This window comes from Mesorhizobium sp. M0136, assembly GCF_040322515.1.
Taxonomy (GTDB): domain Bacteria; phylum Pseudomonadota; class Alphaproteobacteria; order Rhizobiales; family Rhizobiaceae; genus Mesorhizobium.
Map to the genome: position 1 here is coordinate 68,212 of NZ_JAMYTP010000010.1, position 21,805 is coordinate 90,016.

Sequence of the window (21,805 nt, forward strand, 5' to 3'; positions counted from 1 at the left end):
CTGTGCCGGCAGACCGAATCATCTATGCTGTCGGCATGAACGATCTGGCCACCATCCTGTCCGAACCTGTCGCCCGCCTCGGCGCCACCACGCTCACGCTCGGCCAAGCCCTGGGTTTCGGCGCAATGCTGTTCCTCGGACTGTTCGTGGCGCTCGTCGTTGCGCTCTGGCGATCGGCCAAGGCGCGTGCAGTGGCGGCCGCCGAAGCCGCCGACCACGCCCGCGACGCCGAGGTGCGGATGGCCGGCATCTTGGCAAGCCAGGCGGAAATGCAGGGCCGCATGGGCGCTATCGCCGAAGTGTTCGGGGCGCGCCAGGCGGAACTGACTCAGTCGATCGGCCAGCGCCTCGATGCCATGACCGGCCGCCTGGGCCAGACCATGACCGAGCAGACGAGATCGACGCATGAGAGCCTCGCCAAGCTGCAGGAACGGCTGGCGGTTATCGATATCGCGCAAGGCAATATCCAGTCGCTGGCCGGCCAGGTCGTGCAATTGCAGGCGATCCTTTCCAACAAGCAGACGCGCGGCGCCTTCGGCCAGTCGCGCATGGAGGCCATCGTCGCCGACGGATTGCCGCACGGCGCCTATGAATTCCAGGCTACCTTGTCGAATGGCAGCCGGCCCGACTGCCTGGTGAAGATGCCGAACGGCGCGCCGTCACTTGCCATCGACGCAAAGTTTCCGCTCGAGGCGTGGAATGCCATCCGTGCCGCCGAAGGCGCCGACCTGCAGAAGTCGGCCGCACAGGCTTTCCGCCGCGACATCGAGGTGCATGTCCGCGATATTTCCGAAAAATACCTGATCCAGGGCGAGACGCAGGACACCGCCTTCATGTTCGTGCCCTCGGAATCGGTGTTCGCCGAAATCCATGAGAATTTCGAGGCCGTTGTCCAAAAGGCGCATCGATCGCGGATCGTCATCGTCTCGCCATCGCTTTTGATGCTGTCGATCCAGGTCATTCAGGCAATCCTCAAGGATGCACGCATGCGCGAGCAGGCGCACCTGATCCAGGGCGAAGTCATCCGGCTGATGGAAGACGTCTCCCGGCTCGACGAGCGGGTGCGTAAATTGCAGACGCATTTCGGTCAATCGGCCAAGGATATCGAGGACATCCTTGTCTCAACATCGAAGGTGACCCGGCGCGGACAAAAGATCGAGGCGCTGGAGTTTGGCGTGCAGCCGGCGGAGGATACCGCTGGTTCGAATGGCAGCGGAGCAAAAGCGGAAAGCAGCGCGCGTGTCGCCGATTCGAAAACCGGGCAGTTGAGGCTAAGGGTCGTCGAAGGCGACGATTGAGAGCTACGCCGGAACCGGAGGCTTCACCCGGATCTGGCGCTACTGCTCCTCGATGACGGTCGTGCCTTCGAATTCCGGCAGCCAATGCAGCGCCGAGCGGTGCCAGATCTGCTTTCTCGGCACCAGTTGCTCGCGCTGCCGTGCCGTGCCGACCCTGATGCCGTAAACCTTCGGTCCCTCGCCCGCCGACGTGGCGTAGAGATGCGAGCCACACTCACCGCAAAACGCCTGGGCGCGCTTGGCGCCGCTCGAACCGGTCTTGATGTAGATTTTCGGCTTGCCCTTAGTGATCCTGTAATTGTCCTCGGACGCCGGCACGGTGACGCGAAAGGCCGTTCCGGTTAGCTTCTGACAATCGATGCAGTGACAAATGGTGGTCTTTTCCGGATCAACCTCGGCCTCGTAAGTGATGGCGCCGCAATGACACCCGCCGTCGATTTTCATCTTCGTTCCTCCCGAGCTTTTGCCTGCGATCATAGCCGGGACTGCCCAATGGCGCATCGATTTCCTCAAGTCATTTTCCTTAGGCCGGTTCTTGTCCGGATGCCCCGCCAAGGCCTTGCTCCGGCGTTCCCAGGTGCCGGTGGTCTGAGGCTTGACGAACAGCCGCGTCACCTCCGGCATCTCCGCTTTCAGCCGCGTCTCGAGGCGTTCGACGCAGGTCTCTATCTCGGGCGCCGACAAGTGGTCCTCGAACTCGATACTCAGAGCGGCGACGATCTCCTGCGGACCCATATGCAGCGTCAGCGCGCCATTCGCCCGCTGCACCGCCGGGTCCTGCTGGACGATGTCCAATACTTTCATTTGCACCTCGGGCGAAGCCGGCTCGCCGAGCAGCAGGCTTTTGCTTTCGCGCGCCAGGAAGATCGCGGTTGCGCCCAGGATCAGCGCGATGCCGATCGACGCAGCGCCGTCGAGCTTCGGCATGTCCAGCAGTTCCGCCGCCGATATGCCGGCGAAGGCGACAACGAGGCCGAGAAGTGCCGCGCTGTCCTCGAAGAGTACGGTGTAGACACTCGGATCCTTGCTGAGCTGCACCGCCTCGAGCCAGCCGTGGCTGCCTTTTTGGTGGCGGAACTCCTTCAGCGCCACCAGCCAAGAGGTGCCTTCGAAGAGGAAGGAAAGGCCAAGGACAGCGTAGTTCACCTTGGCGTTGGCAATCGGCTCCGGCGTCATGATGTGCGTCACGCCTTCGTAGAACGATATGCCGGCGCCCAGTGCAAAGACGAGGAGCGCAACGATGAAGCTCCAGAAGTACAGCTCGCGGCCATGGCCGAGCGGATGCGTGCGGTCGGCCGGGCGCGCGGCGCGGTGCATGCCGTAAAGCAGCAGGCTGCCATTGCCGGTATCGACGAGCGAGTGGACGCCTTCCGAGAGCATTGCCGAGCTGCCCGTGAACAAGGCAGCGGCGAATTTGGTCAGTGCGATCGCAAGATTTCCGGCGAGCGCCGCATAGATCACTTTTTTCGACCCGCCATGCGCCGCCACGGTGTGCTGCCTTGGTTGATGCACCGAGATTGGCGGAGCGCCCGCCCACGCTCCACAGCTCTCACAACGCCTGAAGCGCCGAGTTGTTCACGAGGTCAGTTATCCAAAAGGGCGGCGCGGGGCTATTCGACGACCTCGTCCGTCCAGACCTTGAAGCCAGCCAGCGCGCCCGGCCCGAAAATGTGGGTCAGCGGCACATCAGCGGCATCGCGCCCGGAAGCAATCAGGATGCGGCCGATGCGCGGCGCGTTGTTGCGCGGGTCGAACGCGTGCCAGCGGCCGCCGAGATAGACCTCCATCCAGGCGGCGAAATCCATGTCCGACCACGGCTTTGGCAGGCCGATGTCACTGATATAGCCGGTGCAGTAGCGGGTTGGAATATTCAGGGCGCGGCAGAAGGCAACAGCGAGGTGAGCAAAGTCGCGGCACACACCACTCTGCTCGCGATAGGCCTCGGCGGCGGTGCGTGTCGGCCGTGCATTGAAATAGTTGAAGACGATGTGGTTATGGATGAAGTCGCAGACCGCCTGGACGCGCGGAATGCCGAGCGGGGTGCTGCCGAACAGCCGCCACGCTTCATTCGACAGCACGTCGCTCTCGCAATAACGGCTGGGCAGCAGGAACAGCAGCGTCTCCGACGGCAGATCGCGCACCTCGTGCTGCCACGCCGTCAGCTCGCGCGTCTCGAAGGAGCCAGGGTCGCGGATGACCGCGTCGGTGCCGAAGGCAAAGCGCCCGGCCGGCGCAACGAGACGGTTGCACCAATTGCCGAAACTGTCGCGGTAGCTCTCGATCGGCACCGGCGGGTTCGACGTCAGGAAGTCCGGCCGCTCAAGATCGGATGCGCGCGAATAATGGACATTTAGCATCGCGATCAGCGGTGTTTCCTGCGGGAAGTCGAAGCTCATCTGGCAACCGATGTGGATCCGCATTGTCGTCCCTGACCGGCCTGCCTGATTATCAGCCGGCGAAACGCAAGGGCTGATGCTGCAGTGCGAAGAAGACCATGGCACGGACCGCTGCGGTTTACGAGGGAATTAGAAACCGGTTGACAGCCATCGGTCAGGGCGACTGCCCGGCAGCGGCCTCTTGCAGTCGAGCGTTTTCTCTTGTTTCACTTCGCCAGACATCAACTGGAGGAACGAATCATGGCTAAGGGTGCGATGAAGGCAGGCAAGGAAGCCCGCAAGCCGAAGAAGGACGCGAAGAAACCCGCTCCGGCGCCGGCCCTGAAGGCACCGCCGGTGAAGGCGATGAAGCTGAAGGACAAGTAGGGCCGTTTCGGCTTATTTCGACCGGCCGCAAACGCGGCCGGCATGATTGTTCATTAAGCTCGCGCGCATCCCCTATCGATGCGGCGAAGACAGATTTCACGCATTCAAGAAATCGGCCGAAAGCCATCGAAACGGAGCGTTCCGATGGCTTGAATCAGTGCCGGAGGCGTTATCGCGCGGAGAAGCCGGGCGGCGTCCTGCCGGTGCGCTGCTTGCGCGCGGCATAGCGTGCGTCACGCTTGGCCTTGCGTTCGGCCTCGTCGGCAAGAAAACGGGCGATGCGCTCGTTCTCTTCAGCTTCCCGGATCTTCGCTTCGGCCTGTGCAGCCTCTTCGGCGGCGATGCGTGCCGCTTCGGCGGCTGCCTCGCGCTCGGCCTTTTCGGCCGCTTCGCGCGCCAGCTTTTCCTGCTTCAGCCTGGCCTTTTCGGCCTCGCGTATCGCGCGGGCCTCGAGGATCGCCTTGCGCTCGGCCTGTCGTGCCAGCACCGCTGGATCATCTGCCGCCGGCTTTGCCTTGAAGCGCTCCAGAAGCGCCTTCTTTGCCTCGTTCGCGGCATTGCGCCGCTCGAAAACGTCTTTTTCCCTATAGATAGCCAAGTCCACTTCCCTGAAGTCAATTTGCGAGGCTTACATACGCGTGAAAACCGAGAGTTCAAGCGCCAAAACGGTATGCCAGCCATGAAATTCTGATCTGTTGCAGCCGGGAGACGTCATTTCGATTGAATTCGGCTGAAAGGCACCCGCACTGTTCACCATCCAGCCATCTGGCGGGGCGGCGGACTGATCGCTACCTGTAGCCAGGACAAACGCTGGGATGACACACTATGGAACTCGGTCTCTACACTTTCGCCGACGTCAGCCTGGAACCGGGTCCCGGTGCGATCGGTGCGCACGAGCGGCTGCGCAATTTGATCGAGGAGATCGAGCTCGCCGACCAGGTCGGGCTGGACGTCTTTGGTCTCGGCGAGCACCACCGTCCCGATTACGCTGCCTCCGCTCCGGTGGTGGCACTGGCGGCGGCCGCCGAACGAACCAGGCGCATAAGGCTGACCAGCGCTGTCACCGTGCTGTCGTCCGACGATCCGGTGCGCGTCTTCCAGCAGTTTGCCACCCTCGACCTTCTGTCCGGCGGCCGGGCGGAGATCATGGCCGGGCGCGGCTCGTTCATCGAGTCCTTTCCGCTGTTCGGCTACAATCTCGAAGATTATGACGAGCTCTTTGCCGAGAAGCTCGACCTGCTGCTCGCCATCCGCGATCATGTCAAGGTGACCTGGTCGGGCAGTCTGCGCGCTCCGATCAATGATCGCGGCGTCTATCCCCGGCCCTTGCAGGACAAATTGCCGATCTGGATCGCCGTCGGTGGAACACCGCAATCCGTCGCCCGCGCCGGCGTGCTCGGGTTGCCGCTGGCACTGGCGATCATCGGTGGCGAGCCGGCGCGGTTCGCACCGCTGTTCGACATCTACAGGGATGCAGCCAGACGCGCCGGCAACGATCCGGCAAGCCTTGCCACCAGTCTCAACGTGCACGGCTTCATCGCCGAGACCACGGACCAGGCAGCCGACGATTTTTACGGGCCGCAGGCCGAGGTGATGAACCGTATCGGCCGCGAGCGCGGCTGGGGGCCGACATCGCGGGCGCATTTCGACCAATCGCGCGGCCCGAACGGCGCGCTGTTCGTCGGCAATCCAGAACAGGTGGCCGAGAAGATCATTGCCCAGCACAGGATATTCGGCAACGACCGCTTCCTGCTGCAAATGGCGATCGGCACCATGCCGCACGCCAAGGTGATGAAGGCCATCGAACTCTACGGCACCAAGGTGGCGCCGGTCGTGCGCCGGGAAACTGCGAGGGCCGTTCCCGCCGTGGCGGCGCCGGTTGCCTGATTCCCAGTCACCTGATTCATTGCCAAGGCCGCGAGGCGGCCTTGCCGGTGACGCCGGCTAACGGAACCTTGAAGCGACAGAGGCGTTTTCGCCAACGGTCTGCACCAATCGCGGTGTGCCGCCGAGGGTCAGAATGAAAGCCGAACCCGCCGCTTCGGGCGCAAGCGCTGCCGAAAGCCCGGATCCGCGCGTCGAGGCGCGGGCGGATGCGCATCTGATGCGTTCGCTGCTCGTCGGCATCTTCATCCTTATGGCGATCTACGCGCTTTACTTCGCCCGTGCCTTCTTCATGCCGGTCATTCTGGCTTTCCTGCTGGCGCTGACGCTGACGCCGATCGTTCGCTTCCTGCGCAAGCATGGCATGCCCGATGTCATTTCGGCGACACTGCTGGTGCTGCTTTCGTTCTGCCTCGTCGCCGTCGCGGGATATCTGCTCAGCGGCCCGGTCATCGACCTCATCAACAACACCTCGACGATCGGCCAGCAGCTTACCGAACGTCTGGCACAATTGCGCCGTCCGTTCGAACGGATCGTAGAGATTTCGCGCCAGATCGAGGGCCTGACACAGACATCCCAGGAGCCGGGCGTTCAGAGGGTGGCGATGGCGCCATCCGGTATTCTCTCGCAGGCGGCCGGCAATGTGCTGTCGGCTGGCGTCAGCGTTACCATCGTCTTCGTCCTGTCGCTGTTCCTGCTCGCCTCGGGCACGATGTTCTATGAAAAGATCGTCCAGTCCTTCCCCAGTCTCAGCGAAAAGAAGCGGGCGCTGCGCGTCGTCTACGACGTCGAACGTGAAATCTCGCATTATCTGCTTACCGTCACGGTGATCAATACATGTCTCGGCATTGTCATCGGGCTCGGCCTTTGGGCGCTCGGCGTGCCCAACGCGCAGGTCTGGGGCGCAGCAGCGGCTCTGCTCAATTTCCTGCCTTATATCGGGGCGCTGACCACCATCACGCTCGTCACGATCATCGCGCTGATCAGCTTCGACACGATTTCCTATGCGCTGCTGGCGCCGGCCTTCGTCCTTATGTGCGATGTCGTCGAAGGCCAGTTCGTGACGCCGACGGTGGTCGGCCGCCGTCTCGAGATCAACGCTGTGGCGATCCTAATCGCCATCGCCTTCTGGTCGTGGCTGTGGGGTTTCGTCGGCGCCTTGCTGGCGGTGCCGCTGCTGGTCGTCATCAAGGTGTTCTGCGATCATTTCGACGGCCTCAGTCATGTCGGCAATTTCCTCGCGGCGCAGCATACGGCGGTGATCGAGGACGAAGAAATTCACGAGGCGAAAAAGTAGCGGCTAAGGTCAAAAACGTCCCCCGATTGGGGCGGATCACGACCTTGCATCGGTGGCACGTCCGTTGTGCCTGCAGTGCTCAATCAACATTTTGAATTTGCCGCCTCGGCAACGGCTTCCTACATCCGTTCGGCCCACAGGAAACCCCGCGCCGATGACCGCTCTTTCCGTTCTCGACCTGTCGCCGATCGTCGAAGGCAGCAACGCTTCGCAGTCACTCGCCAATTCGCTCGATCTCGCCCGCCATGCCGAGCGGCTGGGATATAAGCGCTACTGGCTGGCTGAGCATCACAACATGCCGGGCATCGCCAGCGCCGCCACCTCGGTGGTCATTGCCCATGTGGCCGGCGGCACCAAGACGATACGCGTCGGCGCCGGCGGCATCATGCTGCCCAATCATTCGCCGCTGGTCATCGCCGAGCAAATCGGCACGCTCAACGCTCTGCATCCCGGTCGCATCGATCTCGTCCTCGGGCGGGCGCCCGGCACCGACATGGCCACGGCACGGGCGCTGCGCCGCAACCTCGATGCTGGCGCCGACAATTTCCCGCAGGACGTCGTCGAGCTGATGGGTTACTTCCAGCCGGCCGAAGACGGCCAACGCATCCGCGCGGTGCCCGGCGAGGGCGAAAAGGTGCCGATCTGGATTCTCGGTTCCAGCCTCTACGGCGCGCAGCTTGCCGCCATGCTCGGCCTGCCCTACGCCTTCGCTTCGCATTTTGCGCCGGCCGAGCTCGACCATGCGCTGGAGATCTACCGCTCGCGTTTCCAGCCTTCGGAGCAGCTCGACAGGCCCTACGTGATGCTCGGCCTCAATGTCTTCGCCGCTCCTTCCGATGCCGAGGCGCGGCTGCTGTTCACCTCGCTGCAGCAGGCCTTCGTCAATCTGCGCACCGGCCGGCCCGGCCGATTGCCGCCGCCAGTCGAAGGATATGAGCGCGACCTCGATCCAATGGCCAAGACCATGCTCGGCCAAGCGCTTTCCTGCGCCGTCGTCGGCTCTCCCGAAACGGTCAGGCAAGGCATCGAGGCCTTCGTGCGCCGCACCGGCGCCGACGAGCTGATGGTCACAGCGCAGATTTTCGACCATGCGGCGCGGGTGCGCTCGTTCGAGATCCTGGCCGACGCTCACAAATCGCTGTCGGAAGCTGCCTGAGAGTTGGTTCGCCACTTGCCACAGTTGCGGGCGAGGCCGGCCTTGGGCAGGGAACCTCGCGAACAGGTGTGCGAAGACACAGCGAACATTTCGCGCGCTTTACGCGGAGGTTTTCGATCCTCATGCTCGTCCGTTTGCGGGAAACGCGGCGTCCATTAAATGACGATCACCTTGGTGCCGATTGTGGCGCGGTCATAGAGATCGATGATGTCCTGGTTCATGAGGCGAATGCAGCCCGCCGACACAGCTTTGCCGATGGACCACCATTCAGGGCTACCGTGCAGGCGATATCCAGTGTCACCTTTCTCGTTGAAAAGATAGAGCGCCCGCGCCCCGAGCGGGTTCATGAGTCCGCCCTCCATATGGGCCGGTATGATGCGGCCTCGCTTCTGCTCGCGCACGATCATCGCAGACGGCGCGCTCCAATCCGGCCATTCGCGCTTCCTCGCAACGTGAGCGGTGCCATGCCACTCGAAGCCCGCCTTGCCAACGCCGATTCCGTAGCGCAGCGCCTGACCGTCTCCCAACACGTAGTAGAGGAACTTCGCTCCTGTATCGACAATGATGGTGCCCGGCGCCTCTTCAGTCGCATAAGGTACTGTCTGCCGATGGAACTTTGGGTCAACCTTGTAGATCGGAACCGGCGGAACGCGAAAACCGGCGTCGGTGAGGCCGCCATAGGCCGAGGGGAAAGTCTTTAATGCGCCGCCGGTGGTGCAGCCGAAGAATACGGCCATCCCAGCAAGAACCAGCCCGATTAGGATCGATTTCACGCGCATGACTCAAGCCGGCGCCCGTGTGGACGATCAGCCGCATCTCGTCATATTCCTAATCCGACCTGCTTCGATTGCCAAGATTTTCCTGACTGTCGGCTGGCTGATCGTTGGCCACTTGGCTCGATCGGCGCCGCGTCCTTCCATTGCTCGGTTTTCGAACGACGAACGCCCGTAGTGGCTGCGAAGGCCCGGGTCGGCAGGACAGGGGGACCGCTGGTCCGTCCGGCAGTGCAAAGTTTCTGAACGGAGCCCAAGCGCTACGCGCTGACGCTCTGCGCAGTCGCACCTAGCGGACGGCATGAATTGCGGATCATCAGGCGACCCTTGAGCGTCAGCTTGCGCGGCGGCGCATCCCTGTTTCCGGCGAGCCGGTCGAGCAGCAGATTGGCCGCCTGTTCGCCAATCGCCTGCACCGGCTGTGCGACCGTGGTCAATTGCGGCCGGAACACATCCGACCACGGAAAGTCGTCGAAGCAGGCGACCGAAATATCCTCCGGACAGGACAGGCCGATATCGCGAATGGCCTTCATCGTGCCGATCACCATCGGGTTGTTGGCCGAAAAGATGGCGCTCGGCCGGTCGTGCAGCGAAAGCAGCTGCATGGTGGCGTTGTAGCCGTCGACTTCATGGAAGTTGCCGAAGCGGACGAGCTCGGGTTCGGCCGGCAGGCCGGCGGCCTGGAGGGCCTCGCGGTATCCCGCCATGCGGTCATGCATCGGCGAGATATCGAACGAGCCGGAGATGTAGCCGATGCGCCGATGGCCGAGATCGATCAGGTAGGTGATGGCGTCGAACACCGCGCGCTGGTTGTCGAGAACGACGGCATCGGTGTCGACACCCTGGCAAACACGGTCGAGCAGCACGACCGGCACGTTGGCGTCGTCGACAATCCGTTTGAGGATCGCGCCGTCGCCGACACGCGCGACGATCAGTCCGTCGACCATGCGGTCGAGCAGCAGTCTGATCTGGTCGTCCTGCGTGTTCAGGTGCTCGTCGGTGCAGCACAGCATGACGGCGTAGCCGGCCCTGTCGAAAGCCTGCTGGATGACCGAAACCACGTCGGTGAAGAACGGGTTGGTGATGTGTGGGACGGTGAGCCCGATGGTGCGTGTGGTGCCCATCTTCAGGCTGCGGGCGATGGCGTTGCGCTTGTAGCCGATGTCGCGGATGGCCTGTTCGATGCGCTGGCTGAGCTCGGGGCTGACGGTCGCGGTGCCGTTGATCAGCGCCGATACGGTGGCCACGGAAACACGCGCGGCCTCGGCCACGTGAAGCATGGTCGGAGCAGTGAATTTGCGCTGCTTTTTTCGTCCTGACGCTGTCATTTTCGAAACGTTTCACCACTCCACGGCAGCAATACGTACGGAATCTTACGGTTTCGCGCAAGAATTGAAATGGAACAATCTCGGACTCCAGATATTGCCTTGACATGATCGAAACGTTTAGATTAGCGTTTGAGGTGTTCGGTGGCGACGGAGGGAGGCCGTCCTTCATGCAGCACGGCAATTCCATCCCTGCGCAAGGCGTTGTGGCGGACGGCTCGGCTATCGTGCTGAGCGCCGAGCACATCTCCAAGTCCTTCGGTGGCATCGCCGCGCTTGTCGATGTCGATTTCGAACTGCGGCGCGGCGAGGTTCATGCGCTGATGGGCGAGAACGGCGCCGGCAAGTCGACGCTGATGAAGATCCTGTCCGGCGTCTATACGGATTATAACGGAACGGTCAGTATCGATGGCCACGCGGTGCGCTTTGCCGGCGTCCGCGAAGCCGAGCGCGCCGGCATCGCCATCATCCACCAGGAGCTGAATCTCGTCCCCGAACTCAGCGTCGCCGACAATATCTTTCTCGGCCGCGAGAAGCTGATCGCCGGGCTGATCGTCGACCGCAAGGCGAGCAGCCGCGCTGCCGGCGCGCTGCTGCAAAGGCTCGGCATCGAGCTCGATCCGGATGCGCGCGTCGGTGCCTTGCGCGTCGGCGAACAGCAGTTGGTCGAGATCGCCAAGGCGCTGTCGATGTCGGCGCGCATTCTGATCATGGACGAGCCAACCTCAGCGCTTTCGCCAGCCGAATGCCAGCGGCTGTTCCGCATCATCCGCCAGCTCGCCGACAGCGGCGTGGCGATCGTCTACATTTCGCACCGCATCGACGAAGTCATGCATCTGGCCAGCCGGGTCACCGTGTTCCGCGATGGACGCCACGTCCTGACGCGGGCGATGGACAAGCTCGACGAAGACGCCATAATTTCGGCGATGGTCGGGCGAAACCTGCTGGCTTCCTCCCAGGAGCACCGCATCCCCGGTGTCAACACCGTCCTTTCCGTAAGCGAGCTGTCGCTGTCGAAGCCCAATCGCCATGGCTGGCGCACCGTGCTCGACGGCGTCAGTTTCGATCTTGCCGCAGGTGAAATCCTGGGTATCGGGGGGCTGCTGGGCTCGGGCCGGACCGAAATCCTGGAAACCATCTTCGGGTCCAGCGGCGGACGTGCCGGCGGTGAGATCAGGCTCGATGGCGAGGTGGTAGAAATCCGTTCGCCGCGCGATGCGCGCCGGCTCGGCATCGCCCTGGTCACGGAAGACCGCAAGACGCAAGGCCTGCATCTCGAGGCCTCGATCACCGACAATGTCGCGCTGCCGCTGGTCGGTGCGCTGGCGCGGTTCGGCCTGCGCTCGCTGGCCGGTGAGCAAGGGCTGGCACGGGACGCCGTCAAGGCGCTCGGCATTCGCTGCGAGACCGTCGAGCAGCCGGCCGGCACGCTGTCCGGCGGCAACCAGCAGAAGGTCGTCATCGGCAAATGGCTAGCGACGAGGCCACGGGTGCTGCTGCTCGACGAGCCGACGCGCGGCATCGATGTCGGCGCCAAGCGGGAAATCTACGATCTCATCATCAAACTGGCGCGAGACGGGCTGGCGATCGCGGTCATCAGCTCGGAATTGCCGGAGCTGCTGCATCTTTCCGACCGTATCCTGGTCATGGCCGACGGCCGCCAGACGGGAATCCTGTCCCGCGCGCAAGCCAGCGAGGAGGCCATCATGCGGCTTGCGGCGCCGCGACGGACGATGACGAGGCCTGCCGCATGAGCATTTTGCATATCCTGTCCCGGACGAAGCTCTATTGGGGCCTGATCGCTATCTTCCTGATCGGCGTGCTCGGCTCGCCGATCAGCTCCAAGGGCAACAACATTTTCCTATCCTACGGCAACCTGCTCGACGTGCTGCGCCAGGTGTCGACCACCGGCCTGATTGCCACCGGCATGACGGCCGTGATCATTACCGGCGGTATCGACCTTTCCGTCGGCTCGCTGATGGCGATCTGTACGGTGGTCTGTGCAATGCTGCTGACGGTCCCCGGCGTGACGCCGGCGGTGGTGCTTGGGGTGCCGACAGTTGCCGTGGCAGCCCTTTGCCTCGGCATTCTCGTCACTCGTTTCATCCTGCTGAACGTCGAAAAATCCCGTGCCGGCGCGCAGGCGACGCACGACATCAGGCTGGACAGCGTTCGCGGGCTGGTGACGCCCGGCATTGTCGGGGTGATCCTGTGCAGTCTGGTGCTGTGGTTCCTGCTGCCGCAGGTAGGCTCAAAATTCGGCGTGCTCGGCGTGCTGCTGGTGGCGCCTTGCGTCGGCCTGCTGTTCGGCGCGCTCAACGGCTTCATCATCGTCGCGGGGCGGCTGCAGCCCTTCATCGTGACGCTGGCGATGATGGTTACTGCGCTCGGCATCGCCCGGCTGACAGCCGGCCAGAACAATGCGGTGCTGCCGGTCTATACCGGCTCGAACGCCACGGCCGATTTCGAAATGCTGCGCTCGCTGGTATTCGGCGTGATCCCGATGCCGGGCCTGTTCTTCCTAGGCGCCATCCTGATCTACGGCGCCGTGCTGCGCTTCACCCCGTTCGGCCGCTACGTCTATGCAATCGGCGGCAATGAGGAGGCGGCGCGGCTATCGGGCATCGCCGCAGGCCGCGTGAAGATCGCCACCTATGCCATGTCAGGGCTGCTGGCCGGCATCGCGGCGGTGCTCTATGTCGCGCAGTACCGGCAAGGCAAGCCGGACGCCGGCGCCGGCCTGGAGCTCGACGCGATTGCCGCCGTGGTCATCGGCGGCACCAGCCTGATGGGCGGACGCGGCAGCCTCACCGGGACGTTCTGCGGCGTGCTGATCTTCGGGCTGCTCTCCAACATCCTGCAGCTGCACAACATCAATTCGAACCTTCAGCTGGTGCTGAAGGGGATGATCATCATCGGTACCGTGCTCGTGCAGGAGCGCAATGCCGGTGATCTTCTCTTCTATCTGCGGCTGCCCGGTGGGCAAGCGCACAAGGAAACGGCCGCGGCAAAGCGGCCGTCGCAAGAGACCGCGTCTCTGAATATTGGAGGAAACAAGAAATGAAACGACGTGAATTGTTGAAGCTCGCCGGGCTGACAGCGGCACTCCTGACCACGACCGCCATGCTTGCCGGCGGCGCCCATGCGCAGGACAAGAAGTGGAAGATCGGCTTCTCGCAGGTGACGACCATCGAACCCTGGCGGGCTCAGTTCAACAAGGACATCCTGGCCGAAGCGGCCAAGCATCCGGAAGTCGAACTGATCATCACCGACGGCGAGGATAAGACCGAGAAGCAGGTGGCCGACGTCGAGAACCTGATCCGTCAGGAGGTCGATGCGCTCTTGGTATCGCCGAAAGAATCCGCCGGTCTGACCGGTGTCGTGCAGCAGGCGATCGATGCCAAGATCCCGGTCTTCGTGCTCGACCGCAACGTCGAAACCAATGACTACACGCAGTTCGTCGGCGGCGACAACAAGCTGATCGGCCGGGCTGCCGGTGAATATGCCGTCGAGCTGCTTGGCGGCAAGGGCAAGGCCGCCGGCAACGTCGTCGAGATCTGGGGCGGCATGGGCACCCAGCCGGCACACGATCGCCATGACGGCTTCCATGAATTCACCGACAAGGAGCCGGGCATAAAATACCTGCTCGACCAGCAGTCGGGCGACTGGAAGCAGGACCAGGCCTACAACATCATGGCGACCGCGTTGCGTAACAACGAGAAGATCGATCTTGTCTACGGCCATAATGATCCGATGGCCTATGGTGCCTATCTTGCCGCCAAGGACGTCGGACGTGAGAAGGACATCAAGTTCATCGGCATCGACGGCCTGCCCAATGAAGGCGTGCAGCTGGTCGCCAATGGCGAGCTGACGGCGACGTTCACTTATGTGACGCCGGGCGCCGAAGGGCTGCGGCAGGCGATCAAGTTCCTGAACGGCGAGAAGGTGGAAAAGACCATCACCCTGCCGACGCAGAAGATCACCAAGGAAAATGCCGCCCAGATCCTGAAGGACAACGGCCTCTGAGACGAGGCTTTCCTGCCGGGCGTCCAGCGCCCGGCAGGAACAACAATCAAACGCCGGCCGGCAGCAGATTAAGCCAGCTTGCCCAGCAGCTTCATGAAAATGGCAGCCTCCTTGACGGAAAGCGGCGCCAGCGTTTCCTGCGTGATCTCGCGGGCAAGCGGAATCAGCCGCTCGATCGCGTCGCGCCCCTCGGCCGTCAGATTGACCAGTAGGCGCCGTTTGTCGACTTCGTGTTTGCTAAGTTCGACAAAGCCACGCGCTTTCAGCCGGTCGATGACGCCCTTCACGGTCGCCGCATCCATGGCGATCAGGCTGCCAAGCTGGTTCTGCGAGGTCTCGCCGACGTCGCGCAATTTGGCCAAAGCGGCAAATTGCGGCGGCGTCAGATCGGCGATGTGTGCGGCGAAGATCGAGACATGGCGCTGATGCGCCTTGCGCAGGATGAAGCCGACCTGCTCCTGCAAGCGATAGTCGTTTTCGTCAGGCTCCTCGGCCTCGACCAGCTTGAGCAGATTGTCTTCGGCGCTCACCGCAGCCCGTCCCATGCCTTGATATCCTTGGCCGCCAGCCCGCCCATGCGGTCGTGCACGCGCGGGCCGCAGGTCATTGCGAGGCAGAACAGGATCTCGTCGGGACGCGGGCCATCGCTGATGCCGATTTCCATGGCATCGAAATGGCTGCGCACATAGGCGGCGTTGATGTGGCCGAGCGGCACATCGAGCCGCGCGCCGAAAGCGCCGACCTTCTTTGCCGACGGCACGATCGCCTTGGCGTCGCCGAGCCGTTCGCGCATGGCATAGCCGCCCGGCACATGCCACAGCGCGCCATGCTCCAGCTCGCCCGCCATGCCGACGATGGCGCCCTTGCCGTAACCGTCGATCTGTTTCACGTCGCCGCCCAATGCGGCAATAAGCCTGTCGGAGAGCAGCAGCCCGAGCGGCTTCAAATCCTCCATGGCGCTCTGCAGTTCCTCGACGTAACGGCCGGCGAACGGGTTCTTGACCACAGCCATGGCCGCGGCGCGGCGCCGCGGCACCTTCGCCACCGGCCCGCCCTCGTGAAAAATCTCTTCGGTCAGCACGGCGATCTTGCGGATCGGAAACTCAGGCATGAGCAATTTCCCTCTCTAAAGCTTTATTGGCGAGCCCCATCGGACCTGCGATGCGCGCCTGACCGCCGAGGAAAAGCGCCGCGGCGGCAACCAGGCCGCGCCGCCGAAACTCCTCGGCAACGGCAAATCCACCTTCCAGAGCAATAGCGATTTCAGCGGCGGAAAGCGGCCCCACGCCCTGCGTCACCAAACGGTCGCCGAGATCGCTGTCAGGCGCGAGATCGCGCGCCCGTACGCGCCTAACGGCTGGATGACCGGGCAGGTCGACGGCGTTGGCGATCAAGGTCGCGGCGGCGTCGGCTTCAGCACCCGTTCGCGCCAGCACCGTAACCGCGTCGGCGATGCCGAGCGAAAAGGAGCGGCCGCGCCAGCCGCTTGTCGCGACGCCGCGGATCCCGTCTTCGGCGCGGATCGTGAGACGATCTGCCAACCCATGACCTGTCCCGGCAATGGCAAGCGTCATCGACTGCCCGTTGCCGAGATGGATCGCGCTGTCGCCGCCATTATTGACATAGGCGCGCTCGAGCCGGCGGCCGGCAAGCAGGGCCCCGAGCACTTCGTCGGCTACCGAGCCGGCGACGGCCGCCATCGGCGTGATGAATTGTTTCGCTAGCGGAACGACCGCCGCTTCCATGCGGCGCGCCGTCGGGCCAGCGAAAGCACGTGACCGCGAGCTGGCCGGGCGCCGCAGTTCGGGCAACTCTTCGACCAGTTCAACCAGGATTGTCTGGAAGCGCGCCACTGCCTGATGATATGCGGCGCTGCATTCACTCGCCTCGCCGAAGGCCTCGACGATCAGGTCGATCGGCCCATGATTGAGGTGAAGCCTCCGGCCGTCCTCGAGCCAATGCGCCTGCGGGCCGTTCATCGCCCAGCCCCGTTTGCGGCCGCGCGACGCAACTGAGCCAGCGGCGGCCAGGGATTGTCAAGGGGTGCGGCCGTGCCGCGGCGCGGATTGAGATATTCGCCGCCCTTGGCCAGGATATCGTCGACGCTGCGGATTTCGGCTTCGTAGCCGCCAAGCCTGACATAATCGTCGCGGCGCATGGTGAACTCGATCGGCGCCACCAGCGCCGGCGTTGGCACATAGCCGAAGGCGCCTTCCGGCACGCGGGTGACGTCGACCATCAGCGTGATGCCGCCGCCCGGCCAGACATAGACCGGCGCGCCGCCGACCGTCACATAGGTCTTGAGGCCCTGCACCGAGCGGGTCAGATTGACCGGGTTCTCGGTGACGCCGGCGCGCAGCGACCCGCCGGCGCCGCCGACGAAAAGCACGGTGCAGAGCGCCGGCTCGCAATTGTCCTCAATCAGTTCAACCGACTTCCGCAGCCGCTCCGGGAACGGTTTCTGCACAGGCTTCAATTCGTCGTCGAGCTCGTAATAGGCGAATTGCTCGCCGGTGGTCGAGACCATCAGCAGCGACATGCCGGGGCGCGCACCCTTTTTGGCGTTCCATTCACCAAGGATCGACAGCGGGTCGGAAATACTGGTGCCGCCCCAGCCGAGGCCGGGCTCCGACACCTTGAAATAACGGCCCGGCGTCGAACGGCGGCCGATGATCTTGATGCCGGTATCCTGCCAGCCAAGCACCTTGCCGGCCTGATGCTCGGAGACGACGCCGGTGATGTGGTCATCGACCACCACCACCTCGTCAACAAGGCCGCGCCATTGGGTCGCGAACATGCCTATGGTGGCCGAACCGCAGCCGACGCGCATGCGCTGTTCGAGCTTGCCGTCGATGACCGGCGGCTTGCCGGCTTCGACGATGACGGTGGCGCCGCCGTCGATGACGAGTTCGACCGGTTTGCGGTTGCACAGGGCGAGCATGGCGTCACAGGTGGCGCGCCCTTCAGCCTTCGAGCCGCCGGTCAAATGATGTACGCCGCCCAGCGACAGCATCTGCGAGCCGTATTCGCCGGTGGTGACATGGCCGATCGCCTCGCCTTGGGCACGGACCGTCGCCGTTTCGGGGCCGATATGACGATCGGTGTCGATCTTCACCTTGACGCCGCAATAGGAGAAGATGCCCTCGGTGACGACGGTGACCAGATCGACGCCCTCGACCTCCTGGCTGACGATGAAAGGCGCCGGCTTGTAATCGGGATAGGTGGTGCCGGCGCCGATGGCGGTGACGAAGCGGCGGCCGGTGTTGACCAGTTCGCCGTCCCATGCCTCGCCTTCCTCGGCAAAGGGTACGATTGCGGCGCCGGTCTCGGCCGCGTGGTCGAGGATGGTCAGCGGATCCATCCGCACGATCCTGCCGCCAACATTGCCGTAGCGATCGCAGGCGCCGGTGCGGCCATCGGCGATGTAGCACATGACCGGACAGGCATCGCAGCGGATCTTCTCGGCCACCAGCTTCTCGCCGGGATCATGTGTCTCGAAACGTTCGGCAAGCTCGCTCATCGGCGCGCCTCCTTGTCGAGGATGGCGGCGCGGATGCGGGTCGGCGTCGCCGGAATTTTGGTGACCAGCACACCTGTTGCATGGCGGATGGCGTTGAGGATCGCCGGCGCCGTCGGGATCAGCACATGCTCGCCCAAGCCCTTGGCTCCGAACGGTCCTTCCGGATCCGGAACTTCTATCAGGATGGTCTCGATCGGCGGCACGTCGCCGATCGTCGGGATCAGATAGTCGTGCAGGTTTTCGGTGCGGCCGGGGATATACTCTTCCATCAGCGCCATGCCGATGCCCTGGGCGATGCCACCCTCAATCTGGCCCTCGGCAAGCAAGGGATTGATGGCCTTGCCGACATCGTGGGCGGCGGTGATTTTTACCAGCTTCACGGTGCCGAGCTTGAGGTCGACCTCCAGTTCGGCGATCTGAGCGCCATAACCATAGACGGCGTAAGGCTTGCCCTGACCTTTTGCATCGAGCGGCTGCGTCGGCGGGTCGTAGCTTTCCTCGGCCCGGAAGACAAAACCTTCGGCGTCTGCCTTCAGCGAGGAAAGATCGATGCGGCGCGTCGCTTCGCCTTCCCTGATGCTCAGGCTTGTGCCGTCCAGCGCAATCGCCGCCTTTTGCGAGACATTGGCGAAACGCAAGATCTCCTCGCGCAAGGCGCGGCCGGCCTTTTCGGCGGCCTTGCCGGTGACGAAAGTCTGGCGCGAGGCCGAGGTCTTGCCGGCATCGGGGGTGATCGCCGTATCGGCGCCTTTCAGCCGCAACATCTCCAATGGCAGACCCAACGCGTCGGCGCAGATCTGCGCGATGACGGTGTTGGAGCCTTGCCCGATATCGACCGCCCCCTGATGCAGGACGACTTCGCCCGATATCGAGATGCCGACCTTGATGGTCGACGGATTGGGCAGCGAGGTGTTGCCGCAGCCGTACCAGCAAGAAGCGATGCCGACGCCGCGTTTTTTGATGCCGCTACCGGCATTGAACGCTTCGGCATCGCGAACGGCACGCTGCCAATGTGAACGGAGGGCCTCCAGGCAGTCGGCGATGCCGACGCCCGACTCAAGCCGCTGCCCGGTAACTGTTTCGGATCCGTTCCGAAGGCAGTTCTTCAGGCGAAAGTCGAGCCGATCCATGCCGAGCTTGTCGGCCAGCTCGTCATAAAAGGTCTCCTGCATGATCGTCGCCTGCGGCACGCCGAAACCGCGAAAGGCGCCGGCAATCGGGCCGTTGGTGTGGATGGCACGGCCTTCGGCGCGATAGTTCGGCGTAGCATAGGGGCCGGAGGCGTGCACCGGCACGCGGCTGGCGACCGTCGGCCCCCAGCTCGCATAGGCGCCGGTGTTGAAATCGCCGGCGAAGACCATGCCGGTGACACGGCCGTCGGCATTGGCGCCGATGCTCGCTCTCATCAGGGCTGGATGGCGCTTGGTGGTCGAGATCATCGATTCGGTGCGGCTGTAGGCGAGCGCCGCCGGTCGGCCGGTTTTCATGGCGACGAGGCCGATGAGCGGTTGCAGCGAGACGTCGAGCTTCGAGCCGAAGCCGCCGCCGGTCGCGGTCGGCACGATGCGCACCTTTTCCGGGGTAAGGCCGAGCACTTTTGCGGTGTCGTCACGGTCCATATAGGGCGCCTGCGTGCAGGCGACGACGACCAGCGTGTCGCCGTCCATGAAGGCATAGCCGGCTTCCGGTTCGATATAGGCGTGCTCGACATAGGAGGTGTCGATGGCGCCAGAAACGACGAAAGCCGCACCGGCAAGCGCGGCTTCGGGGTCGCCACGCTCGACAAAGCCGGAGGTGAGCAGGTTCGAGGGCCGGTTTTCATGGACCAGTGGCGCGCCGCCGGCCTGCGCTTCGCCAGTTTCCAGAAAATGCGGCAACTCGGTCCAACTGACAGGGAAATCGGCTAGGTCGAGATCGAGGATAGCCTCGCGTTCGCCGGCAACCAGCGCCACCGCCTCGCCGCGAAAGCGCGAAACTCCTTCGGCCAGCGCCGGCTGGTCGGCGAAGGGCGCGATGACGCCGAAACAATTCTTTCCCGGAATGTCGGCGGCGGTGAAGACGCCGGCAATGCCGGGACGGGATTTCACCCAGCTGCCGAGATCGCCGAAGCTGAAGGCCGCATGATAGTGCGGTGAGCGGACCACCAGCACGGACAGCGCATCGGCGGGGAAGGAATCGCCGCCGAATTTTTCGTCGCCAGTGACTTTCGGCACGCCATCGAGGCGGATCGGGGAGGAGCCGACGGCGTGGCCAGAGGATGGCATGCGCTGATCGAGACCGCCGTCGTGGCGCCAAGCATCCATCACCGCCGCGACGATCTTGCGGTAGCCGGTGCAGCGGCAGAGTACACCGCCGAGCGCATCCTGCGTTTCAGCCTCGCTCGGGTAAGGCGTCCTGTCCAGGAGTGCCGTTGCGGCGACCAGCAGGCCGGGCGTGCAGGCGCCGCACTGTGCTGCGCCATGGCTGAGAAACGAGGCTTGCAGTGCCGACAGCCTGCCATTGCCGAGACCTTCGACGGTCGTGACGACGGTGCCGGAGGCGGAAGCCGCGGGCATCAGGCAGGCGCAGACCGGCTCGCCGTCGACCAGCACCGTGCAGGCGCCGCAATCGCCGGCATCACAGCCGACCTTGGTGCCGGTCAGCCGCAGCTCGTCGCGCAACACCGCGGACAGCCGCCGCACCGGCGGCACGCAAACGCTGACGGCGGCGCCGTTGACCTCGAAGGCGATGTCGGCGCGCTCCATCCCCATCAGGCCGCCGCCCTTTCGCCAGGGATTACGCCCACAGCACCAAGCACAGCACGGACGACGATCTCGCGCGCGGCATCCAGCCTGTATTCGGCGCTGCCGCGTACGTCACCGATCGGCGACAACTCGTCCATTGGCGCGGACCGGATTGCAGCGGCCAGCGCGGGGCCGACGGGCAAGCCGCGCAGCGCCGCCTCGACGCCCGCCAGGCGCCTGGCGACGACCGAGCAGGACCCGACGGCGACGGCCGCTTTCCTGACGATACCATCTTCGACGGCCAGGCGTGCGGCGGCCATGGCGATGGAGATGACGAGATAACGCCGCGCGCCGAGTTTCACGAAGGCGGAGCCGCCGGCGGTCGCAGGTTTGGGAATACGGATTGCCGTCACCATTTCGCCGGACTGCAGAGCGGTGCGACGGTTGCCAAGAATGAACTTTGCAAGGGGCAAATGCCGGGTCGCGACCGAGGAACGCAGCTCGACTTCGGCATCGAGCACCAGCAGCGCCGGCACACCGTCGGCGGCCGGCGAGGCATTGCAGAGATTGCCGGCTATCGAGGCAACGTTTTGGATCTGCACCGAGCCAACTTCCCGCGCCGCCTGCTTCAGCGCGTCGAAGGCCGCCGGCAGCGGATGGCGGACGAGATCGGTCCAAGCGGTGCGGGCGCCAATGAGCCAATGGTTTTCGGCTTCGGCAATGCCGCGCAATACCGCCAGGCCATTGATGTCGAGGATATTGTCGCGGAAAGGCTTGCTGCCTTGAGCCGGATAAAAATCGGTACCACCGGCAAGGATGCGCCATTGCCCTTCGCCCAGCAACGCGAGGGCGTCGTCGACCGTGGTGGGTTTTGCGTAACGGATCACGCTTTGCCTTCCCAGAATGGGCTTCCCGAGAGGGGATCCTGCCGAAAGACTTTCCCGAGCATTCAAGGCAGGAAATTCATTCGTATGCAAATGATATCAAGCCGGCAGGAATTGTCAAAGCCAGAGTTTGCACGGCTGTTGGCACCGTGCGCCC

General features: G+C 63.8%; 19 protein-coding genes and 1 pseudogene. 8 read left to right on the forward strand and 12 right to left on the reverse strand.

Translation table 11 applies throughout. The annotated features are described in order from the left end of the window. The first annotated feature begins 35 nt into the window (after window positions 1–35). Window positions 36–1,298: a DNA recombination protein RmuC gene (locus NKJ35_RS14240; protein ID WP_352477027.1), complete on the forward strand. Its 1,263-nt coding sequence runs from the start codon at window positions 36–38 to the stop codon at window positions 1,296–1,298. Between the two features lie 39 nt (window positions 1,299–1,337). Here the strand turns inward: NKJ35_RS14240 and NKJ35_RS14245 are convergent, their stop codons facing one another. From NKJ35_RS14245 to NKJ35_RS14255, 3 genes and pseudogenes are all read right to left on the reverse strand, one after another. Beyond that, window positions 1,338–1,742 (reverse strand): GFA family protein, encoded by a 405-nt coding sequence (locus NKJ35_RS14245; RefSeq protein WP_352648013.1) that lies wholly within the window; start codon window positions 1,740–1,742, stop codon window positions 1,338–1,340. Window positions 1,743–1,850: 108 nt separating this feature from the next. Then, a pseudogene (locus NKJ35_RS14250) lies at window positions 1,851–2,786 on the reverse strand (cation diffusion facilitator family transporter); the annotation flags it as partial. A gap of 122 nt (window positions 2,787–2,908) precedes the next feature. Next, window positions 2,909–3,718 (reverse strand): transglutaminase-like domain-containing protein, encoded by an 810-nt coding sequence (locus NKJ35_RS14255; RefSeq protein ID WP_352647822.1) that lies wholly within the window; start codon window positions 3,716–3,718, stop codon window positions 2,909–2,911. A gap of 216 nt (window positions 3,719–3,934) precedes the next feature. Between NKJ35_RS14255 and NKJ35_RS14260 the strand changes: the two genes are divergently transcribed. Next, window positions 3,935–4,060, forward strand: a complete 126-nt coding sequence (locus NKJ35_RS14260) for a hypothetical protein (RefSeq protein ID WP_013528464.1) — start codon at window positions 3,935–3,937, stop codon at window positions 4,058–4,060. A 169-nt stretch (window positions 4,061–4,229) separates the two neighbouring features. Here the strand turns inward: NKJ35_RS14260 and NKJ35_RS14265 are convergent, their stop codons facing one another. Beyond that, window positions 4,230–4,658: a DUF6481 family protein gene (locus NKJ35_RS14265; protein ID WP_023718183.1), complete on the reverse strand. Its 429-nt coding sequence runs from the start codon at window positions 4,656–4,658 to the stop codon at window positions 4,230–4,232. Between the two features lie 227 nt (window positions 4,659–4,885). Here NKJ35_RS14265 and NKJ35_RS14270 point away from each other — a divergent pair, with 227 nt between their 5' ends. The 3 genes from NKJ35_RS14270 (at window position 4,886) to NKJ35_RS14280 (ending at window position 8,397) form a co-directional block, all read left to right on the forward strand. Next, window positions 4,886–5,947, forward strand: coding sequence for an LLM class flavin-dependent oxidoreductase (locus NKJ35_RS14270; RefSeq protein WP_352647824.1), 1,062 nt, complete (start codon window positions 4,886–4,888; stop codon window positions 5,945–5,947). A 133-nt stretch (window positions 5,948–6,080) separates the two neighbouring features. Beyond that, complete coding sequence (locus NKJ35_RS14275) at window positions 6,081–7,241, forward strand: AI-2E family transporter (RefSeq protein WP_352477022.1); 1,161 nt, start codon at window positions 6,081–6,083, stop codon at window positions 7,239–7,241. 154 nt (window positions 7,242–7,395) lie between these two features. Beyond that, window positions 7,396–8,397 (forward strand): LLM class flavin-dependent oxidoreductase, encoded by a 1,002-nt coding sequence (locus NKJ35_RS14280; RefSeq protein WP_352647826.1) that lies wholly within the window; start codon window positions 7,396–7,398, stop codon window positions 8,395–8,397. Window positions 8,398–8,552: 155 nt separating this feature from the next. Here NKJ35_RS14280 and NKJ35_RS14285 read toward each other — a convergent pair whose 3' ends face one another. Next, window positions 8,553–9,176: a L,D-transpeptidase gene (locus tag NKJ35_RS14285; protein ID WP_254815865.1), complete on the reverse strand. Its 624-nt coding sequence runs from the start codon at window positions 9,174–9,176 to the stop codon at window positions 8,553–8,555. Window positions 9,177–9,430: 254 nt separating this feature from the next. After that, on the reverse strand, window positions 9,431–10,450 hold the full coding sequence (locus tag NKJ35_RS14290) for a LacI family DNA-binding transcriptional regulator (protein ID WP_254815864.1): 1,020 nt from the start codon (window positions 10,448–10,450) through the stop codon (window positions 9,431–9,433). 215 nt (window positions 10,451–10,665) lie between these two features. Here NKJ35_RS14290 and NKJ35_RS14295 point away from each other — a divergent pair, with 215 nt between their 5' ends. From NKJ35_RS14295 to NKJ35_RS14305, 3 genes are read left to right on the forward strand one after another with little or no spacing between them, the layout of a single operon-like run. Then, a complete protein-coding gene (locus NKJ35_RS14295; protein ID WP_352647829.1) occupies window positions 10,666–12,249 on the forward strand; it encodes a sugar ABC transporter ATP-binding protein in 1,584 nt (527 codons plus the stop codon). Further along, on the forward strand, window positions 12,246–13,559 hold the full coding sequence (locus NKJ35_RS14300; protein ID WP_352647831.1) for an ABC transporter permease: 1,314 nt from the start codon (window positions 12,246–12,248) through the stop codon (window positions 13,557–13,559). Before NKJ35_RS14295 ends, NKJ35_RS14300 begins: the two co-directional genes overlap by 4 nt. After that, a complete protein-coding gene (locus tag NKJ35_RS14305; protein ID WP_254815861.1) occupies window positions 13,556–14,521 on the forward strand; it encodes a substrate-binding domain-containing protein in 966 nt (321 codons plus the stop codon). The genes NKJ35_RS14300 and NKJ35_RS14305 overlap by 4 nt, the downstream gene beginning before the upstream one ends. A gap of 68 nt (window positions 14,522–14,589) precedes the next feature. On the opposite strand, the gene NKJ35_RS14310 is transcribed toward NKJ35_RS14305, so the two are convergent. The 6 genes from NKJ35_RS14310 to NKJ35_RS14335 are packed head-to-tail and all read right to left on the reverse strand — an operon-like array spanning window position 14,590 to window position 21,651. After that, window positions 14,590–15,051: a MarR family winged helix-turn-helix transcriptional regulator gene (locus tag NKJ35_RS14310; protein WP_352648015.1), complete on the reverse strand. Its 462-nt coding sequence runs from the start codon at window positions 15,049–15,051 to the stop codon at window positions 14,590–14,592. Beyond that, complete coding sequence (locus NKJ35_RS14315; protein WP_352467809.1) at window positions 15,048–15,632, reverse strand: amino acid synthesis family protein; 585 nt, start codon at window positions 15,630–15,632, stop codon at window positions 15,048–15,050. The genes NKJ35_RS14310 and NKJ35_RS14315 overlap by 4 nt, the downstream gene beginning before the upstream one ends. After that, complete coding sequence (locus NKJ35_RS14320) at window positions 15,625–16,500, reverse strand: UPF0280 family protein (RefSeq protein ID WP_352647833.1); 876 nt, start codon at window positions 16,498–16,500, stop codon at window positions 15,625–15,627. The genes NKJ35_RS14315 and NKJ35_RS14320 overlap by 8 nt, the downstream gene beginning before the upstream one ends. Beyond that, complete coding sequence (locus tag NKJ35_RS14325; protein ID WP_352647835.1) at window positions 16,497–18,041, reverse strand: 6-hydroxynicotinate reductase; 1,545 nt, start codon at window positions 18,039–18,041, stop codon at window positions 16,497–16,499. The genes NKJ35_RS14320 and NKJ35_RS14325 overlap by 4 nt, the downstream gene beginning before the upstream one ends. Continuing rightward, entirely contained in the window at window positions 18,038–20,791 is a 2,754-nt protein-coding gene (locus tag NKJ35_RS14330) for a molybdopterin-dependent oxidoreductase (protein ID WP_352647837.1), read from the reverse strand. The genes NKJ35_RS14325 and NKJ35_RS14330 overlap by 4 nt, the downstream gene beginning before the upstream one ends. Further along, entirely contained in the window at window positions 20,791–21,651 is an 861-nt protein-coding gene (locus tag NKJ35_RS14335) for an FAD binding domain-containing protein (protein ID WP_352647838.1), read from the reverse strand. Before NKJ35_RS14335 ends, NKJ35_RS14330 begins: the two co-directional genes overlap by 1 nt. Between the last annotated feature and the right edge of the window lie 154 nt (window positions 21,652–21,805).

Excerpts from the sequence above, each read along its gene's own strand:
- NKJ35_RS14260 (WP_013528464.1), top strand. The coding sequence starts at position 3,935 with ATGGCTAAGGGTGCGATGAAGGCAGGCAAGGAAGCCCGCAAGCCGAAG.
- NKJ35_RS14270 (WP_352647824.1), top strand. The coding sequence starts at position 4,886 with ATGGAACTCGGTCTCTACACTTTCGCCGACGTCAGCCTGGAACCGGGT.
- NKJ35_RS14325 (WP_352647835.1), bottom strand. The coding sequence starts at position 18,041 with ATGAGCGAGCTTGCCGAACGTTTCGAGACACATGATCCCGGCGAGAAG.
- NKJ35_RS14330 (WP_352647837.1), bottom strand. The coding sequence starts at position 20,791 with ATGGGGATGGAGCGCGCCGACATCGCCTTCGAGGTCAACGGCGCCGCC.
- NKJ35_RS14240 (WP_352477027.1), top strand. The coding sequence starts at position 36 with ATGAACGATCTGGCCACCATCCTGTCCGAACCTGTCGCCCGCCTCGGC.
- NKJ35_RS14280 (WP_352647826.1), top strand. The coding sequence starts at position 7,396 with ATGACCGCTCTTTCCGTTCTCGACCTGTCGCCGATCGTCGAAGGCAGC.
- NKJ35_RS14245 (WP_352648013.1), bottom strand. The coding sequence starts at position 1,742 with ATGAAAATCGACGGCGGGTGTCATTGCGGCGCCATCACTTACGAGGCC.
- NKJ35_RS14305 (WP_254815861.1), top strand. The coding sequence starts at position 13,556 with ATGAAACGACGTGAATTGTTGAAGCTCGCCGGGCTGACAGCGGCACTC.
- NKJ35_RS14315 (WP_352467809.1), bottom strand. The coding sequence starts at position 15,632 with ATGCCTGAGTTTCCGATCCGCAAGATCGCCGTGCTGACCGAAGAGATT.
- NKJ35_RS14320 (WP_352647833.1), bottom strand. The coding sequence starts at position 16,500 with ATGAACGGCCCGCAGGCGCATTGGCTCGAGGACGGCCGGAGGCTTCAC.
- NKJ35_RS14285 (WP_254815865.1), bottom strand. The coding sequence starts at position 9,176 with ATGCGCGTGAAATCGATCCTAATCGGGCTGGTTCTTGCTGGGATGGCC.
- NKJ35_RS14290 (WP_254815864.1), bottom strand. The coding sequence starts at position 10,450 with ATGCTTCACGTGGCCGAGGCCGCGCGTGTTTCCGTGGCCACCGTATCG.
- NKJ35_RS14275 (WP_352477022.1), top strand. The coding sequence starts at position 6,081 with ATGAAAGCCGAACCCGCCGCTTCGGGCGCAAGCGCTGCCGAAAGCCCG.
- NKJ35_RS14255 (WP_352647822.1), bottom strand. The coding sequence starts at position 3,718 with ATGCGGATCCACATCGGTTGCCAGATGAGCTTCGACTTCCCGCAGGAA.
- NKJ35_RS14295 (WP_352647829.1), top strand. The coding sequence starts at position 10,666 with ATGCAGCACGGCAATTCCATCCCTGCGCAAGGCGTTGTGGCGGACGGC.
- NKJ35_RS14300 (WP_352647831.1), top strand. The coding sequence starts at position 12,246 with ATGAGCATTTTGCATATCCTGTCCCGGACGAAGCTCTATTGGGGCCTG.